The following is a 15,596-nucleotide window of genomic DNA, read 5'->3' as shown; positions in this document are numbered from 1 at the left end:
GGTAGTGGAGGGCGACAAAGATGACTGACGTGCAGCCGAGGACCGACGCCGAGATCCAGCAGGACCGCACGGGCTCCACCTCGACACGACGCGTCGTCCTGATGGGCGCCGGCGGTATCGGCGTGGCCGCGGCGCTGGCCGCCTGCGGCACGGACTCCAGCGGCACCAACCCCAACGGCACCGACTTCAACAAGAACCCGGTCCCGGCCGGCAGCAAGGGCACCGAGGGCGGGAGCACCGGCGGCGGCGACGCCGCGGCCGGCGGCACGGTCCTGGTCGCCGCGTCCAAGGTGGAGGTGGGCGGCGGCGTGATCCTCGACGATCTGGTCGTCACCCAGCCCGAGGAGGGCACCTTCAAGGCGTTCAGCAAGATCTGCACGCACCAGGGCTGCCCGGTCAGCAAGATCGAGGGCGGCCAGATCAAGTGCCTGTGCCACGCCAGTGACTTCGACATCGCGACCGGCGCGGTGACCAAGGGCCCGGCCAAGGCCGCGCTCGCCGAGACCGCTGTGACGCTGGACGGCGACAACATCGTCACCGCCTGATCGGACCGCAGGCCCGGGCCGTGGCGGCGGCACCGGGCCTGCGGCCGGGCAATTCTGTCAGTCCCACGCACTAGTGTTGGGGTTGTGCCAGACCCGTCCACCTATCGTCCGGCTCCCGGTACCATCCCCGATGCCCCGGGCGTCTACCGCTTCCGTGACCCGGCCGGCCGGGTGATCTATGTCGGCAAGGCGAAAAGCCTGCGTAACCGGCTGAATTCCTACTTCGCCGACGTCTGGTCGCTGCACGCGCGCACCCAGCAGATGGTCACCACCGCCGGCAGTGTGGACTGGGTCACAGTCGGCACCGAGGTCGAGGCGCTGCAGCTGGAGTTCTCCTGGATCAAGGAGTTCGACCCCCGCTTCAACGTGAAATATCGCGACGACAAGTCGTATCCGTTTCTCGCCGTCACTCTCGACGAGGAGTTCCCGCGGCTCCAGGTGATGCGCGGCGCCAAGCGCAAGGGCGTCCGCTACTTCGGTCCCTACTCGCATGCCTGGGCCATCCGCGAGACCCTCGACCTGCTGCTGCGGGTGTTCCCAGCGCGGACCTGCTCGGCCGGCGTCTTCAAACGGGCCCACCAGATCGGCCGGCCCTGCCTGCTCGGTGACATCGGCAAGTGCTCGGCCCCGTGTGTCGGCCGGGTCAGCCAGGCCGAGCACCGCGAGATCGTCGACGACTTCTGCGACTTCATGGCCGGCCGCACCGACCAGTTCCTCAAGCGGGTCGAGCGGGAGATGCTGCAGGCCTCCGAGGAGTTGGAGTTCGAGCTCGCCGCCCGGCTCCGTGACGACCTGGTGGCCCTGCGCCGCGCCCTGGAGAAACAGACGGTCGTGCTCGGCGACGGCACCGACGCCGACATCGTGGCCTTCGCCGAGGACCCGCTCGAGGCGGCCGTCCAGGTGTTCCACGTGCGCGGCGGCCGGGTCCGCGGCCAGCGCGGCTGGGTGGTGGAGAAGGTGGAGGAGCTGACCACCGGCGACCTGGTCCACCACTTCTGCAGCCAGATGTATGGCGATGAGAAGGGCGAGGGCGACGTCCCCAAGGAGCTCCTGGTCCCCGACCTGCCGGAGGACGCCGACGCGCTGGCCGACTGGCTCAGCCAGCACCGGGGCAGCCGGGTCGCCCTGCGGGTGCCCCAGCGCGGCGACAAGAAATCGCTGATGGAGACGGTCGCGCGCAACGCCGCCGAGGTGCTCCAGCGGCACAAGCTGCGTCGGGCCGGTGACCTGACCACCCGCAGCAAGGCCCTCGAGGAGATCGCCGAGTCGCTCGGCATGGAGGGTGTGCCGCTGCGCATCGAGTGTTTCGACGTCTCGCAGATCCAGGGCACCGACGTGGTCGCCTCGATGGTGGTCTTCGAGGACGGGCTGGAGCGTAAGAGTGAGTACCGTCGCTTCATCGTCCGCGGCAACCCGGACGGCAGCGGCATGGACGATCTGTCCGCGATGAGCGAGGTGATGCGCCGGCGGTTCGCCCGCTACAAGGCGTCGGTCCAGCCCGAGGCGTCGGTCCAGCCCGAGGCGTCGGCTCGGCCCGAGACTCCGGCCGCCGAGGGGGAGCTGCCGGGCATCGATCCGCTGACCGGCAAGGCGCGCCGATTCGCGTACCCTCCGCAGCTGATCGTCGTCGACGGTGGCCAGCCGCAGGTCAACGCGGTCGCCGCGGTCCTGGCCGAGATGGGTGTCACCGACGTGGCGTTGTGTGGGCTGGCCAAGCGGCTGGAGGAGGTGTGGCTGCCCGCCGACGACTTCCCGGTCATCCTTCCGCGTACCTCGGAGGCGCTCTACCTGCTGCAGCGGGTGCGCGACGAGGCACACCGGTTCGCCATCACGTTCCACCGGCAGCGCCGTTCCAAGCGGATGACCGAGTCCGCGCTGGACGAGGTGGCCGGTCTGGGCGAGGTGCGCCGCAAGGCTCTGCTGCGTCACTTCGGGTCGCTGAAGCGGCTCGCCGACGCCACTCCGGAGGAGATCGCCGAGGTTCCCGGCATCGGTCTGAAGACGGCGGAATCGGTGCTGGCCGCGCTGCGTTCACCCGAGACGGGGAAGACCGCGGGGCGGTGAGCCGTGTCGGCCTACCATGTTGTGTCCGCCGAATCAGCGCGGGCGTGATGACGCAGGAGGCGTGGTGACCGAAGCGATGCCGGATCTCGGGCCCGACGAGGTGGTGGAGCCCGACGAGGCGGGGACCGACCTGGTGGTGGTGACCGGTCTGTCCGGCGGTGGCCGCAGCACGGTGGCGCGTGCGCTGGAGAATGTCGGCTTCTACGTGGTCGACAACCTGCCGCAGGCCCTGATGCTGGAGATGGCGGAACTGGCCTTCGCCGCCGGGGGTGCCGCACGGCGTACCGCCATGGTGCTCGACGTGCGCAGCCGGGCCTTCTCCACCGACCTGGCCGGTGCGGTGCGCGCTCTGAAGGAGCGCGGGTTCTCGCCGCGCGTGGTGTTCGTGGACGCCGACGACGAGGTGCTGATCAGGCGTTTCGAGTCGGTGCGGCGCTCGCACCCGCTCCAGGGTGACGGCCGGCTGGCCGACGGCATCGCCGCCGAGCGCAAGCTGCTGGCCGAGGCCCGCGAGCAGTCCGACGTGATCATCGACACCAGTCACCTGAATGTGAATCAGCTGCGCCGCCGGGTCGAGGAGCTGTTCGGCGGGGAGGACTCGCGTCGGCTGCGGATCACCGTGCTCTCCTTCGGTTTCAAGTACGGCCTGCCGCCGGACGCCGACTACGTGTTGGACGCCCGCTTCCTGCCCAACCCGTTCTGGGTGCCGGAGCTGCGTGAGCACACCGGCCTGGAGGAGGGGGTGAGCAGCTACGTCCTGGGTCAGGAGGGCGCGACCGACTTCGTCGCCACCTACGCCGGCCTGATCGCCGCCACCGCCCCCGGTTTCGAGCGGGAGGGCAAGCGCTACCTGACGGTGGCGATCGGCTGCACCGGGGGCAAGCACCGCAGTGTCGCGATCGCCGAGGAGCTCACCTCCCGGCTGTCCGACATGCGCCTGTCCGCTCACACCTCGCACCGCGACCTGGGGCGCGAGTGACGGCGATCCGGGTGGTCGCCTTCGGCGGCGGACACGGGCTGGGCGCGTCCCTGCGGGCCCTGCGGCACAGCGCGCGCGACCTCGACCTGGAGATCACCGCGATCGTCACGGTCGGTGACGACGGCGGGTCCAGCGGTCGGCTGCGGGTCGAGCGGGACGCGCTGCTACCCCCGGGCGACCTGCGGCAGGCGCTGGCCGCGCTGGCCGACGACCATCCCACCCACCGGCTCACCGCGAGCCTCATGCAGCACCGGTTCGCCGCGATGTCGATGGCGATCCCGGAGCACGCCGCCGTGGGCCGCGGGCCGCGGATCGAGCGGCGCGCCGACCGCAGCCAGGACACTCTGGCCGGGCACGCGGTCGGCAATCTGCTGCTGCTCGGCCTGATCGAGATGCTCGGCGACCCGGTGGCCGCCCTGGACCACGCGGCCGAGATGGTCGGCGCGCGGGGCCGGGTGCTGCCGATGGCCCGGCACGCGGTCGGGATAGAGGCCGACGTGGTGGCCGCCGACGGCAGCCGGGTGACGCTCTCCGGCCAGCACTCGGTGGCGGTCGCCGACGGGCGGGTGGCCTCGCTGCGGCTGGTCCCGGCCGACCCGCCGGCCTGCCCGGAGGCGATCGAGGCGGTCCGGTCCGCCGACTGGCTGATCTTCGGGCCGGGTAGTTGGTACACGAGTGTGCTGCCGCACCTGCTGGTCCCGGAGTTGGCCGCGGCGATCGTGGCGAGCCCGGCCCGCCGGCTGGTCACCCTCAATCTGAGCCCCGACCGGGAGACGGCCGGGCTGTCCACCGCCGATCATCTGGCGGCCCTGCACTGGTACCTTCCACAGCTCCGGGTCGACACGGTGCTGGCCGACGCGAAGTGGGTCGGCGAGCCGGAACCGGTCCGGGCGGCGGCTCGCGATCTGGGCGCGGAACTGGTTCTGGTGCCCGTGGCCGTTGCGGACGGAAGCCCACGGCATGATCCTGAGTCATTGGGCGCCGCCCTGGTGCCAGTATTGGGCGCCACTCGTTGATTACTGACGTAGAGCGGCACACACCGACGACGGTCTCCACCGTCGTGAATAAGGCTCAGTTGTTCAAGATCCGGCGCATGAGGTGACAACACGATGGCGATGACGGCAGCGGTCAAGGACGAGCTGAGCCGGGTCGACGTGCCCAAGCCCTGTTGCCGCCGGGCGGAGATGGCGGCGTTGCTGCGTTTCGCCGGTGGGCTGCACATCGTCTCCGGTCGGGTGGTCGTCGAGGCGGAGCTGGACACCGGAGCGGTGGCCCGGCGGCTGCGGCGGGAGATCGCCGACGTCTACGGCTACCCCAGCGAGGTGCACGTCCTGGCTTCGGGCGGGCTGCGCAAGGGCAGTCACTACATCGTCCGGATCGTCAAGGACGGCGAGGTCCTGGCCCGTCAGACCGGGCTGCTCGACGTACGCGGCCGTCCGGTCCGGGGCCTGCCGCAGCACGTGGTGAGCGGCAACGTGTGCTGCTCGGTGGCGGCGTGGCGGGGCGCGTTCATGGCGCACGGCTCGCTGACCGAGCCGGGCCGTTCGAGCGCTCTGGAGATCACCTGCCCGGGTCCGGAGGCGGCGCTGGCGCTGCGCGGCGCTGCGCGGCGCATCGGCATCACCGCCAAGGACCGCGAGGTGCGCGGCGTCGACCGGGTGGTGATCAAGGACGGCGACGCGATCGCCGCGCTGCTCACCCGGGTCGGCGCGCATTCCAGCGTGCTGGCCTGGGAGGAGCGGAGGGTACGCCGTGAGGTGCGCGCCACCGCGAACCGGCTGGCCAACTTCGACGACGCCAACCTGCGGCGCTCGGCCCGTGCGGCGGTCGCGGCCGCGGCCCGGGTCACCCGCGCGCTGGAGATCCTCTCCGAGGACGCGCCGAACCATCTGACTTCGGCCGGCCGCCTGCGCCTGGAGCACCGGCAGGCGTCGCTGGAGGAGTTGGGCGCCCTGGCCGACCCGCCGCTGACCAAGGACGCGATCGCCGGCCGGATCCGGCGGCTGCTGGCCCTGGCCGACAAGCGGGCCCGTGACCTCGGGATCCCGGACACCGAGGCGGCCGTGACGCCGGAGATGATGGCCTGCTGAGGGGTGATCCCGATCACCTCGATCGGGGGACCTTCGGACCTTATCGGGTGCGGCCACCTGGGCCAGGCTGATGACGTCGTCGGTAACGTCGCTGTGATCCGTTTAGGTAACGTTCAGGTCGCGCCCCGCCGCTCCGCGGGTGTTCGGGCTCGGATAGTGTCACGGGTGACGGCGACGGTGCCGGCAGTCCGGTCGAGCCGCCCGTCATCGCGATTCTGGGTGCGGCGGCCGGACGCCTTGTGTCGGCCGTCCCTACGGTCGGCATGCAGACCCCTCCGCCGGTCGCAGAATCCGGCGGACCGAAACGAGGAGACCACCTGTGACCATCCGGGTTGGCATCAACGGCTTCGGCCGTATCGGTCGTAACTTCTTCCGGGCGGTTCTCGCCTCCGGCGCTGACATCGAGATCGTCGGTGTGAACGACCTGACCGACAACGCCACGCTGGCTCACCTGCTGAAGTACGACAGCATCCTGGGCCGTCTGGGCCACGAGGTGAAGGCGTCCGCCGACGAGATCAGCGTCGGTGGCAAGTCGTTCAAGGCGTTCGCCGAGCGCGACCCGAACAACCTGCCCTGGGGCGACCTGGGTGCGGACGTCGTCATCGAGTCGACCGGCTTCTTCACCGACGCCACCAAGGCCAAGGCCCACGTCGACAAGGGCGCCAAGAAGGTCATCATCTCGGCTCCGGCCAAGAACGAGGACATCACGATCGTGATGGGTGTGAACGACGGCCTGTACGACGCCGCCAAGCACACCGTCATCTCGAACGCGTCCTGCACCACCAACTGCCTCGCCCCGATGGCGAAGGTCCTGAACGACACGATCGGGATCGAAAAGGGTCTGATGACCACGATCCACGCGTACACCCAGGACCAGAACCTCCAGGACGGCCCGCACAGCGACCTGCGTCGTGCCCGCGCCGCCGCGCTGAACATCGTGCCCACCTCGACCGGTGCCGCCAAGGCCGTCAGCCTGGTGCTGCCGGAGCTCAAGGGCAAGCTGGACGGCTTCGCGCTCCGGGTGCCGATCCCCACCGGCTCGGCCACCGACCTGACCTTCACCGCCGCCCGTGACACCACGGTCGAGGAGGTCAACGCCGCGATCAAGGCCGCCGCCGAGGGCCCGCTCAAGGGCATCCTGGTCTACACCGAGGACGCGATCGTGTCGGCCGACATCGTCACCGACCCGGCCTCCTGCATCTTCGACGCCGGCCTGACCAAGGTCATCGGCGGCAACCAGGTCAAGGTCGTCGGCTGGTACGACAACGAGTGGGGCTACTCGAACCGCCTCGTCGACCTGGTCAAGCTCGTCGGAGCCTGATCTTCACGATGAGGACTCTCGACGACCTGCTCGGCGAGGGTGTCTCGGGTCGGCGCGTGTTCGTGCGCGCCGACCTGAACGTGCCCTTCGACAAGAGCAACCCGGGTGTCATCAGTGACGACGGCCGCGCCCGCGCGGTCCTGCCGACGCTGATCGCCCTGCGTGACGCGGGCGCCAAGGTGATCGTGGCGTCCCACCTGGGCCGCCCGAAGGGCGCGCCGGACCCCAAGTTCACCCTCGCGCCGGTCGCCACCCGTCTGGGTGAGCTGCTCGGCTCCGCGGTGGTCTTCGCCGCCGACACCGTCGGCGCCGACGCTCAGGCCAAGGTCGAGGCGCTCGCCGACGGCGAGGTGCTCCTGCTGGAGAACCTGCGCTTCAACGCGGGCGAGACCTCGAAGGACGACGCCGAGCGGGGCGCCTTCGCGGACCAGTTGGCCGCGTTCGCCGACTTCTACGTCGACGACGCGTTCGGCGCCGTGCACCGCAAGCACGCTTCGGTGTTCGACGTGCCGGCCCGCCTGCCGCACTTCGCCGGTGGTCTCGTCCTCAAGGAGGTCGAGGTCCTCAAGAAGGTGTCGGAGAGTCCGGAGCAGCCCTACGTCGTCGTGCTCGGCGGCTCGAAGGTCTCCGACAAGCTCGCCGTCATCCAGGCGCTGCTGCCCAAGGTGGACAAGCTGCTCGTCGGTGGTGGCATGTGCTTCACCTTCCTCAAGGCTCAGGGCCACGAGGTCGGTAAGTCGCTGCTCGAGGACGAGATGGTCTCGGTATGCGCCGATCTGCTGGAGCAGGCGCAGGGCCGGATCGTGCTGCCCGTCGACGTCGTCGCGGCCTCGGAGTTCTCCGCGGACGCGCAGCACGACGTGGTCGACGCGTCCGGGATCCCGGCCGACCGGCTGGGTCTCGACATCGGCCCCAAGTCCACGGAGCTCTTCGCGTCGGCGATCGCCGGTGCCAAGACCGTGTTCTGGAACGGTCCGATGGGCGTGTTCGAGCTGGCGCCGTTCGCCGCGGGTACCCGGGGCGTGGCCGAGGCGATCACCAAGATCGACGGCTTCTCGGTCGTCGGTGGCGGTGACTCCGCGGCCGCCGTGCGCACGCTCGGGCTCGACGAGTCCGCGTTCGGTCACATCTCCACCGGTGGGGGCGCGTCCCTGGAGTACCTCGAAGGCAAGACGCTGCCGGGCGTCGCCGCTCTGGAGAAGTGATGGGTGACGTGACCCGCAAGCCGATCATCGCCGGCAACTGGAAGATGAACCTCAACCATTTCGAGGCGATCCTCCTGGTCCGGAAGCTGGCCGCGAGCCTGAACGCCGCGCAGCTGGAGGCCGTCGAGACGGTCGTCCTGCCGCCGTTCACCGATCTGCGCAGCGTCGAGGGCGCGATCAAGGACGACAAGCTCAATATCGGGTACGGGGCGCAGGACGTCTCGAAGTTCGCGTCCGGCGCGTACACCGGTGAGATCTCCGGCGGCATGCTCGCCAAACTGGGCTGCACCTACGTCGTGGTCGGCCACTCCGAGCGCCGTGAGTACCACGGCGAGGACGACGCAACCGTCAACGCGAAGAACAAGGCCGCCTTCGAGGCCGGTCTGGTGCCGATCTTCTGCGTCGGCGAGGGCCTGGAGATCCGCGAGGCCGGCAACCAGGTCGAGCACGTGCTCGCCCAGGTCGACGCCGGTCTTGAGGGGCTCAAGACCGAGCAGCTCAAGCAGATCGTGATCGCCTACGAGCCGGTCTGGGCGATCGGCACCGGCAAGACCGCGACGCCTGAGGACGCTCAGGAGGTCTGCGGCGCGATCCGTGGCCGCCTCGCCGAGAAGTTCGGCGCCGAGGTGGCCGACGTGGTCCGCATCCAGTACGGCGGCTCGGTCAAGGCGAACAACATCGCCCAGATCATGGCCAAGCCGGACGTGGACGGTGCCCTGGTCGGTGGCGCCGCTCTGGACGCCGAGGGCTTCGCCGCCATCGTGCGTTTTCCGGAGCACGTCGGACGCTGATGAACTTTTTTCAACGTGGCGAGGCCGGGCCACCGCGAGAGATCGACAATCTTGCGTCTCCGGCTCGATGCCAGGTTGAAAAAGGTTCACCGTAGTTAGCGCGTGCCCGGTCGTATCATGCGGCCGGGCACCCGCTATTGTGGGACCGCTGCTTGCCCTTCGAGAGGAATGAACCCGACGATGCCGATCGCGTTCGCTTACACGTTGATCGTGTTGCTGATCATCACCAGCATTCTGCTGACCCTGCTGATCCTCCTGCACCGCGGCAAGGGCGGCGGCATGTCGAGCATGTTCGGCGGCGGCGTCACCTCCAGCCTGGCCGGTTCGTCGGTGGCGGAGAAAAACCTCGACCGCTACACCGTTCTGGTGGCCATCATCTGGTTCGCGTGCATTGTCGGGCTGGGCTTCTGGCTGAAGGTTCAGCTGGCTTCCTGACAGCGCGCTGTAGTCGTACAATCTGCCGCGCGGCCGGTTTTTCCGGCCGTGCGGTTTTTTGTTCCTGCTGTCCGGTTCGTGCGCCCCTCACGAGTCCCCCGGAGCCGGACGGCGACCCTCTGAGAGGCCCCTCGAGACAGGAGTGACGTCCGTGTCCAGTGGCAGCGCTATTCGCGGCAGCCGGATCGGGTCCAGCCCGATGCGACCCGACGAGCGCAGCGAACCCGCACCGCGCAGGCAGGTGACCTACTTCTGCGCGGCCGGTCACGACAGCATCATCTGGTTCGCGGCGGAGGCGGCGAACCCCGACACCTGGGACTGTCCGCGGTGCGGGCAGCCGGCCGGTCTCGACCCGTCCAGCCCGCCTGGCCGGGCGCGGACCGAGCCGTACAAGTCGCATCTGGCGTATGTGAAGGAGCGTCGCTCCGACGAGGACGCCGCGGCGATCCTCGTCGAGGCGCTCGCCAAGGTCCGTCAGCGACGCGGCGAATGATCGACGGGCGTGCCGGCTGGACAGGGGCAGCCGGCACGCCCGGCCGGGTCAGATCAGCGGCTCCGTGTCGCGGCCCACGAAGCGGGCGCCCGGGTTCGGCACCGCGATGTCGTGGAAGCCCAGCTTGCGATAGAACGCGTAGGCGCCGGTGTTCTCCACGGCCATGCCGAGGTGCACCCTCGCCACACCGGCGGCGCGCAGTCCGTCCAGGAACGCCGCCATCAGCGCGCGCCCCCGCCCCCGTCCCTGCCACTCCGGCAGCAGGTCGATGTGCAGGTGGGCCGGATAGTCGGCGAACTCGGGCCGGATCATCTTCTCCGGCGAGTTGAACACCGCGGCCAGTTCCCGGTCCTTCGGGTCGTCGGCGGCGAAAGTCGGGGCCTTCGCCGGGATCCACTCCTCGCGGAACCACTTCACGAACGCCTCGGTGTCGGCGGTGCCCAGGATGTAGCCGACGGCCGTGCCGGTCCCGTCGTCGAGCACGTGCGCGTGCTCGGGTTCGCGGGTCACATACGGCACCGCCCAGACATCGCCGAGCATGCGGTCGGTGGTGTGCTTGCCGCGTGCGTCCTGGCCCGCGGCGGCGGTGCGTACGCAGATGTCATAGATCGCGTCGAGGTCGGTGGGCCGGTAGGCGCGAATGGTCGGCTGCATGCTTCGAAGCCTAGATCTGTGGCGCGCGTCACTCCCGAACCGCCAACCTTCTGACCGGCCGCGCGTCTACTCCTGCGACAGCAACCAAACGAGCAGGAGTACCGATGCGAATCTCGACCCGTGGCCTGGCTCTCACCGTCGGCGCCGTGACCGTGCTCGGCATCGCCGGCCTGTCGGCCACCGCGTTCGCCGACGAGGCCACCCCGGCCCCGGTGCCCCCGACCCCGGCGGCGACCAGCCACCAGCCGACCGCCGAGCCGGCCACCCCCGCACCGTCGAAGCCGGCCGCGGTGACCTCGCCGATCGCGGAGACCCCGGCCCCGGTTCCGCCGGTGTCGAAGCCCGCCCAGACCGGCCACAAGCCGACCGCCGAGCCCGCCACCACCCCGGCCGGTAAGCCCGCCGTCACCCCGGGCAAGGGCCCCGCCGCGACCCCGGCGCCCGGTAAGCCGGCCGTCACCCCGGCCACCGGACCGGCCGCGACCAAGGCGCCGAAGCCGGCCGCCACGCCGTCGCGCTCGAACTGACCCGGAAGGTACCGTTCCTTCCCTCCACACCACCCCGGGGCGCCCGTGATCTCTGTTCTGCCGTTCCCTTCGCTGCTCGCCTGGCTGCGCGGAGTCTCCGCCGGTGTGCGAGCGGCCGGTCGGGGCACCCCGGAGTCGCCGCCGGCGATCAACGAGCTCTACCACAGCCGGCGGCTCAGCATGGTGCGGCTGGCGGTGCTGATGGTCGACGACCTGGCCACCGCGGAGGACATCGTGCAGGACGTGTTCACCGCGCTCTACCGGCGGCACGGGCCCGACCTGCGCGGGGTGACGGATCCGAACGCGTACCTGATCACCGGGGTGACCAACGCGGCTCGGTCCGCGCTGCGCCGCCGCCGGACCGCCCGGGCCTATCTTCCTCCGCCGCCGGAGAACGTTCCGGCGGCGGAGGACGAGGCGCTGCTCGGGGTCGGTGACCGGGAGATGTTGCGGGCGCTGCGCGGCCTGACCGCCCGGCAGCGCCAGGTCCTGGTCCTGCGTTACTGGTCGGAGCTCTCCGAGGGGGAGATCGCCGACACACTGCGGGTCTCCCGCGGCACGGTCAAGTCGACGGCGCACCGTGCGCTGTCCATCCTGCGAGCACGAATGGGGGACCGGTGACCGACGATCTGGAACTGCGGCTGCGGAGCGCGCTGGTCGCCCGGGCCGGTCAGATCACGCAGGAGCGGCTGCGGTTCGGGGTGCCGCCGACGGTGGCGGTGCCGCGCAAACGGCTGCGCCTGTGGCGCTGGCTGCCGTTACCGGTCGGGGTGGCGATCGCCGCGGTGGCGCTGACCGTGACGCTGGGGCCGGGCGCACCCGATCCCGCGCCGGTCCAGCCCGCCGATCCGGTCGTCACCGCGCCACCGGTGCCGTCCACCCCGGTCCCGCCGTCCCTCTCGACGACCAGGCCCGCGCCGGAGGCGTCGCTTCCGCCGTCCGCGCCGCTCACTCCGTCCCGGTCGGCGGCGACGAAACCGGTCACCGGCGTGCCCGAGGCCACCCCCGGTGGGAAGACCGCGGACCTGCCGCCGGCGGCGACCCCGGCCGCCGGTCCGTCCTGACGCCGCACCGCACGCCGCGCTCGCGGTAGGTGTGGTGACCGGCGTTTCGAGTCGCAGGTCACCACACCGGTGGTCACCGCTGGGCGGGCAGGTTCGCCGCGGCGGCCTGGTCCAGCAGCCAGAGCGTCTTCTGTACGCCGGTCGCGCTCGCCGCGGGCAGGTCCCCGCCGGACAGCACCGTGCCGATCGGGGCGGCCTTGTCCGGCCCCGCGGCGATCAGCCACACCTCGTCGGCGCTCCGGATCGTCGGCACGGTGAGCGTGACCCGGGTGGGCGGCGGCTTCGGGCTGTCGAAGGTGGCGGCCGTGGTACCGGTCTCGGCCAGCACCGGGTGCCCCGGGAAGAGCGACGCCACGTGCCCGTCCTCACCGACGCCGAGCATCAGCACGTCGAAGCGGGGCACCGACGCACCGGGCCCGGCCGCGGCGGCGAGTTCGGCGGCGTACCGGGCGGCGGCCTTGACCGCGTCCTCGCCGTCCGGGCCGTCGGAGGCCGGCATCGCGTGCACTCGCGCCGGGTCGAGAGGCAGCTTGTCCAGCAGCGCCTCGCGGGCCTGGGTCTCGTTGCGGTCCGGGTCGCCGGACGGCAGGAACCGCTCGTCACCCCACCACAGGTCCACCCGGGACCAGTCGATCGCCGCGGCGGCGGGCAGCTCCCGGACCGAGCGCAGCACCTTCGCGGCGACCCGGCCGCCGGTCAGCACCACACTCGCCGTACCGTGCACCGCCTGCGCGTCGATGATTTTGACGGCGAGCCGTGCCGCCACCGTGGACGCCAGGATGTCGGCGTCCGGAACCACCACGACCACGGTCTCACTCAATGGGGTCTCTCCCTCAATGTGCGAGGCCGCCCGCCGCAGTGCGACGGACGGCCCCGATGTGTAGGTGTCAGGCAGCGGAACTGGCGATCGCGGCCAGAGCCGGATCCTTCCAGACGTGCACCCGCGCCGGGTTGCGGTGGTCCAGACCGGACAGACCGGCCATGGCGCCGAGCGCGTCCGCGTAGATCTGGTCGGCGTCGAGCCGGCGCAGCTCCTCGGCCAGCTCGTCCCCGACCGGCCGCTTCGGCAGCGGCATGTAACGGTCCTCCTGGCCGGTCCGGCTGAACAGCGCCGTGCCCTCCTCGCGGGTGACCCGGACGCAGTCGCCGTTCTCGCACTGCAGCTCCACCGAGTGCAGGCGCGGTGCCCGGTCGGTGTGCTCCATCGTCGGCTCGATGCCGAGGCGGGACTTGAGCCAGCCCATCATCAGCCAGGCGGTGGGGTCCCGGTCCGGCGCCACGATGCGCGCGCCGACGACCCGGGCCTCGGTGCTGTCGAAAGCGCCGGCCACCAGGGTCCGCCACAGCGTGATCCGGGTCCAGGTGAGGTCGGTGTCACCCGGCGCGTAGTCGACGGCCCGCTGCTTGAGCGCGGCCACCGGGTCGGCTGCCTGCGCGCTGTCGGTGATCCGGCGTTCCGCGACGACGCCCAGGAAGTCGTTGGCGATCATGTTCGGCGGGTCCTCGTGCCACCAGGTGACCACCGGGACGTCCGGGGCGAGCAGCGGCATCACGACCGACTCGGCGTGCAGCGCGAGACGGCCGTACATCCGCATGACGACCGCCTCGGCCGGGCCGAGACGCCCGCCCACGACGATCTCCGCGTCCAGCCGGCTGCGGCCCTCCATGTCGGAGCGGACCACGATCAGCAGCCGGCAGGGGTGCGCCGCGGCGGCGATGGTGGCCGCCGCCTCGGCCTCCCGGACCTTCTTCTCCTCGACCACCGCGATCAGCGTCAGCGCCAGACCGGAGGCCACGCCACCGGCGCTGCGCCGCTCCGCGGCCAGAGCCTTGACGACCTCGTTGCCGGTGGTGTCCCACAGACCGATCATGCCCGCCTCCAGGTACGGCCTTCGCGCGCCAGCATCTCGTCGGAGGCCCGCGGGCCCCACTCGCCGGCCCGGTACGGCTCCGGTTTCTGTCCCGCCCAGGCGGCTTCGAGCGGGTCGATGACCCGCCAGGACTGCTCGATCTCGGCGGCGTCCGGGAACAGCGTCCGGTCGCCGATCAGAACATCCAGGACCAGCCGCTCGTACGCCTCCGGGCTGGACTCGGTGAACGCCTCGCCGTACTGGAAGTCCATCGCGATGTCCCGGACCTCCATCGAGGTGCCGGGCACCTTGGAGCCGAACTTCAGGACCACGCCCTCGTCCGGCTGGACCCGCACGACCAGCTGGTTGTGGCCCAGCATCTCCACGTCGGCCGGGTCGAACGGCAGGTGTGGCGCCCGCTTGAACAGGATCGCGATCTCGGTGACCCGCCGGGGCATCCGCTTGCCGACCCGCACGTAGAACGGGACGCCGGCCCAGCGCCGGTTCTGGATGCCGAGGCGGACCGCGGCGTACGTCTCGGTGGTGGAGGTGGCCGGGATGTTCGGCTCCTCCAGATACCCGACGGCACGTTCGCCGGCCACCCAGCCGGGAAGGTACTGCCCGCGGACGGAGCCGGTGCTGATGTCGGGCGGCAGGCTGATCGCCTTGAGGACCTTGAGCTTCTCCGCCCGTACCTCCTGGGGGTCGAAGCTCGTCGGCTCTTCCATGGCGATCATCGCGAGCAGCTGCAGCAGATGGTTCTGCAGGACGTCGCGGGCCGCGCCGGAGGCGTCGTAGAACGCCGCGCGGGTGCCGATGCCGACGTCCTCGGCCATGGTGATCTGCACACTGTCGACGTACTTCGAGTTCCACACCGGCTCGAACAGGCTGTTCGCGAAGCGCAGCGCCATGATGTTCTGCACGGTCTCTTTGCCGAGGTAGTGGTCGATCCGGAAGACGTCCTCCGGGATGAACACGTCGTCGACGAGCTGGTTGAGCTGCACGGCGCTCTGGAAGTCGTGGCCGAACGGCTTCTCCACCACGACCCGGCGCCAGCCGCCGGTCTTCGACGGGTCGGCCATGCCGGTGCGGTTGAGCTGGTTGAGGACCAGCGGGAACGCGGCCGGCGGGATGGAGAAGTAGAAGGCCGCGTTGCCGGCGATGCCGTTGCGCTCCTTCAACTCGTCCAGCGTGGCCGCGAGCTTGTCGAAGGCGTCGTCGTCGTCGAACGAGCCGGGAATGAAGTGGAATCGCTCGGAGAGGCGCTGCCAGACGTCGTCACGCCAGGGCGTCCGGGCGCCCTTCTTGGCTGCCGCGTAGGCCAGGGACTCGAAGCTGCCGTCGCCCCAGTCGGCGCGGGCGAAGCCCACCACCACGAAACCGGGAGGAAGCAGACCGCGGTTGGCCAGGTCGTACACGGCCGGGATGAGCTTCTTACGGGACAGGTCACCGGTGACCCCGAAGATGACCAGAGCACAGGGCTCCGGGATCCGCGGAAGCCGACGGTCCTGTGCGGTGCGCAGCGGATTACCCACGTTCCCATCCTGCCAGTTCTGGAGGGTGCGGAGCGGCCTGTCC

The 15,596-nt window shown here is 70.7% G+C and carries 17 protein-coding genes; 13 read left to right on the top strand and 4 right to left on the bottom strand.

Going from position 1 to position 15,596, the window contains the following annotated elements:
* Positions 1–20: 20 nt before the first annotated feature.
* From Q0Z83_RS35110 to Q0Z83_RS35065, 10 genes are all read left to right on the top strand, one after another.
* Complete coding sequence (locus Q0Z83_RS35110; RefSeq protein ID WP_317787536.1) at positions 21–545, top strand: Rieske (2Fe-2S) protein; 525 nt, start codon at positions 21–23, stop codon at positions 543–545.
* Between the two features lie 84 nt (positions 546–629).
* Entirely contained in the window at positions 630–2,609 is a 1,980-nt protein-coding gene (gene uvrC / locus Q0Z83_RS35105) for an excinuclease ABC subunit UvrC (RefSeq protein ID WP_317787535.1), read from the top strand.
* A 76-nt stretch (positions 2,610–2,685) separates the two neighbouring features.
* Positions 2,686–3,588, top strand: a complete 903-nt coding sequence (rapZ, locus tag Q0Z83_RS35100; RefSeq protein WP_317797198.1) for an RNase adapter RapZ — start codon at positions 2,686–2,688, stop codon at positions 3,586–3,588.
* Entirely contained in the window at positions 3,585–4,604 is a 1,020-nt protein-coding gene (locus Q0Z83_RS35095) for a gluconeogenesis factor YvcK family protein (RefSeq protein WP_317787534.1), read from the top strand. The genes rapZ and Q0Z83_RS35095 overlap by 4 nt, the downstream gene beginning before the upstream one ends.
* Before the next feature lie 93 nt (positions 4,605–4,697).
* Positions 4,698–5,678, top strand: coding sequence for a DNA-binding protein WhiA (gene whiA / locus Q0Z83_RS35090; protein WP_093610439.1), 981 nt, complete (start codon positions 4,698–4,700; stop codon positions 5,676–5,678).
* A gap of 319 nt (positions 5,679–5,997) precedes the next feature.
* Entirely contained in the window at positions 5,998–6,999 is a 1,002-nt protein-coding gene (gene gap, locus Q0Z83_RS35085; protein WP_093610437.1) for a type I glyceraldehyde-3-phosphate dehydrogenase, read from the top strand.
* 8 nt (positions 7,000–7,007) lie between these two features.
* Positions 7,008–8,204 (top strand): phosphoglycerate kinase, encoded by a 1,197-nt coding sequence (locus tag Q0Z83_RS35080; protein ID WP_317787533.1) that lies wholly within the window; start codon positions 7,008–7,010, stop codon positions 8,202–8,204.
* The gene (gene tpiA / locus Q0Z83_RS35075) at positions 8,204–8,995 is read left to right on the top strand and encodes a triose-phosphate isomerase (RefSeq protein WP_317787532.1); all 792 of its coding nucleotides are present in this window, start codon (positions 8,204–8,206) and stop codon (positions 8,993–8,995) included. Before Q0Z83_RS35080 ends, tpiA begins: the two co-directional genes overlap by 1 nt.
* A 180-nt stretch (positions 8,996–9,175) precedes the next feature.
* Positions 9,176–9,430, top strand: a complete 255-nt coding sequence (secG, locus tag Q0Z83_RS35070) for a preprotein translocase subunit SecG (RefSeq protein WP_317787531.1) — start codon at positions 9,176–9,178, stop codon at positions 9,428–9,430.
* Between the two features lie 151 nt (positions 9,431–9,581).
* A complete protein-coding gene (locus Q0Z83_RS35065; RefSeq protein WP_317787530.1) occupies positions 9,582–9,923 on the top strand; it encodes an RNA polymerase-binding protein RbpA in 342 nt (113 codons plus the stop codon).
* A 48-nt stretch (positions 9,924–9,971) separates the two neighbouring features.
* On the opposite strand, the gene Q0Z83_RS35060 is transcribed toward Q0Z83_RS35065, so the two are convergent.
* Complete coding sequence (locus Q0Z83_RS35060) at positions 9,972–10,577, bottom strand: GNAT family N-acetyltransferase (RefSeq protein WP_317787529.1); 606 nt, start codon at positions 10,575–10,577, stop codon at positions 9,972–9,974.
* 104 nt (positions 10,578–10,681) lie between these two features.
* On the opposite strand from Q0Z83_RS35060, the gene Q0Z83_RS35055 reads away from it, so the two are divergent.
* The 3 genes from Q0Z83_RS35055 to Q0Z83_RS35045 are packed head-to-tail and all read left to right on the top strand — an operon-like array spanning position 10,682 to position 12,168.
* Positions 10,682–11,104 carry a hypothetical protein gene (locus Q0Z83_RS35055; protein WP_317787528.1) on the top strand — a complete coding sequence of 141 codons (423 nt, stop codon included), beginning with the start codon at positions 10,682–10,684 and terminating at the stop codon, positions 11,102–11,104.
* Between the two features lie 45 nt (positions 11,105–11,149).
* A complete protein-coding gene (locus Q0Z83_RS35050) occupies positions 11,150–11,725 on the top strand; it encodes an RNA polymerase sigma factor (RefSeq protein ID WP_317787527.1) in 576 nt (191 codons plus the stop codon).
* Positions 11,722–12,168, top strand: a complete 447-nt coding sequence (locus Q0Z83_RS35045) for a hypothetical protein (protein WP_317787526.1) — start codon at positions 11,722–11,724, stop codon at positions 12,166–12,168. The genes Q0Z83_RS35050 and Q0Z83_RS35045 overlap by 4 nt, the downstream gene beginning before the upstream one ends.
* Positions 12,169–12,241: 73 nt before the next feature.
* On the opposite strand, the gene pgl is transcribed toward Q0Z83_RS35045, so the two are convergent.
* From pgl to zwf, 3 genes are all read right to left on the bottom strand, one after another.
* The gene (gene pgl, locus Q0Z83_RS35040) at positions 12,242–12,988 is read right to left on the bottom strand and encodes a 6-phosphogluconolactonase (protein WP_317787525.1); all 747 of its coding nucleotides are present in this window, start codon (positions 12,986–12,988) and stop codon (positions 12,242–12,244) included.
* A gap of 67 nt (positions 12,989–13,055) precedes the next feature.
* Positions 13,056–14,039: a glucose-6-phosphate dehydrogenase assembly protein OpcA gene (locus Q0Z83_RS35035; protein ID WP_317787524.1), complete on the bottom strand. Its 984-nt coding sequence runs from the start codon at positions 14,037–14,039 to the stop codon at positions 13,056–13,058.
* The gene (gene zwf / locus Q0Z83_RS35030) at positions 14,036–15,553 is read right to left on the bottom strand and encodes a glucose-6-phosphate dehydrogenase (protein WP_317797197.1); all 1,518 of its coding nucleotides are present in this window, start codon (positions 15,551–15,553) and stop codon (positions 14,036–14,038) included. Before zwf ends, Q0Z83_RS35035 begins: the two co-directional genes overlap by 4 nt.
* Between the last annotated feature and the right edge of the window lie 43 nt (positions 15,554–15,596).

Source organism: Actinoplanes sichuanensis, assembly GCF_033097365.1.
In the GTDB taxonomy this organism is placed as follows: Bacteria; Actinomycetota; Actinomycetes; order Mycobacteriales; family Micromonosporaceae; genus Actinoplanes; species Actinoplanes sichuanensis.
The sequence above is the reverse complement of the archived record's forward strand: the minus strand, read 5'-3'. Positions and strand labels throughout refer to the sequence as shown.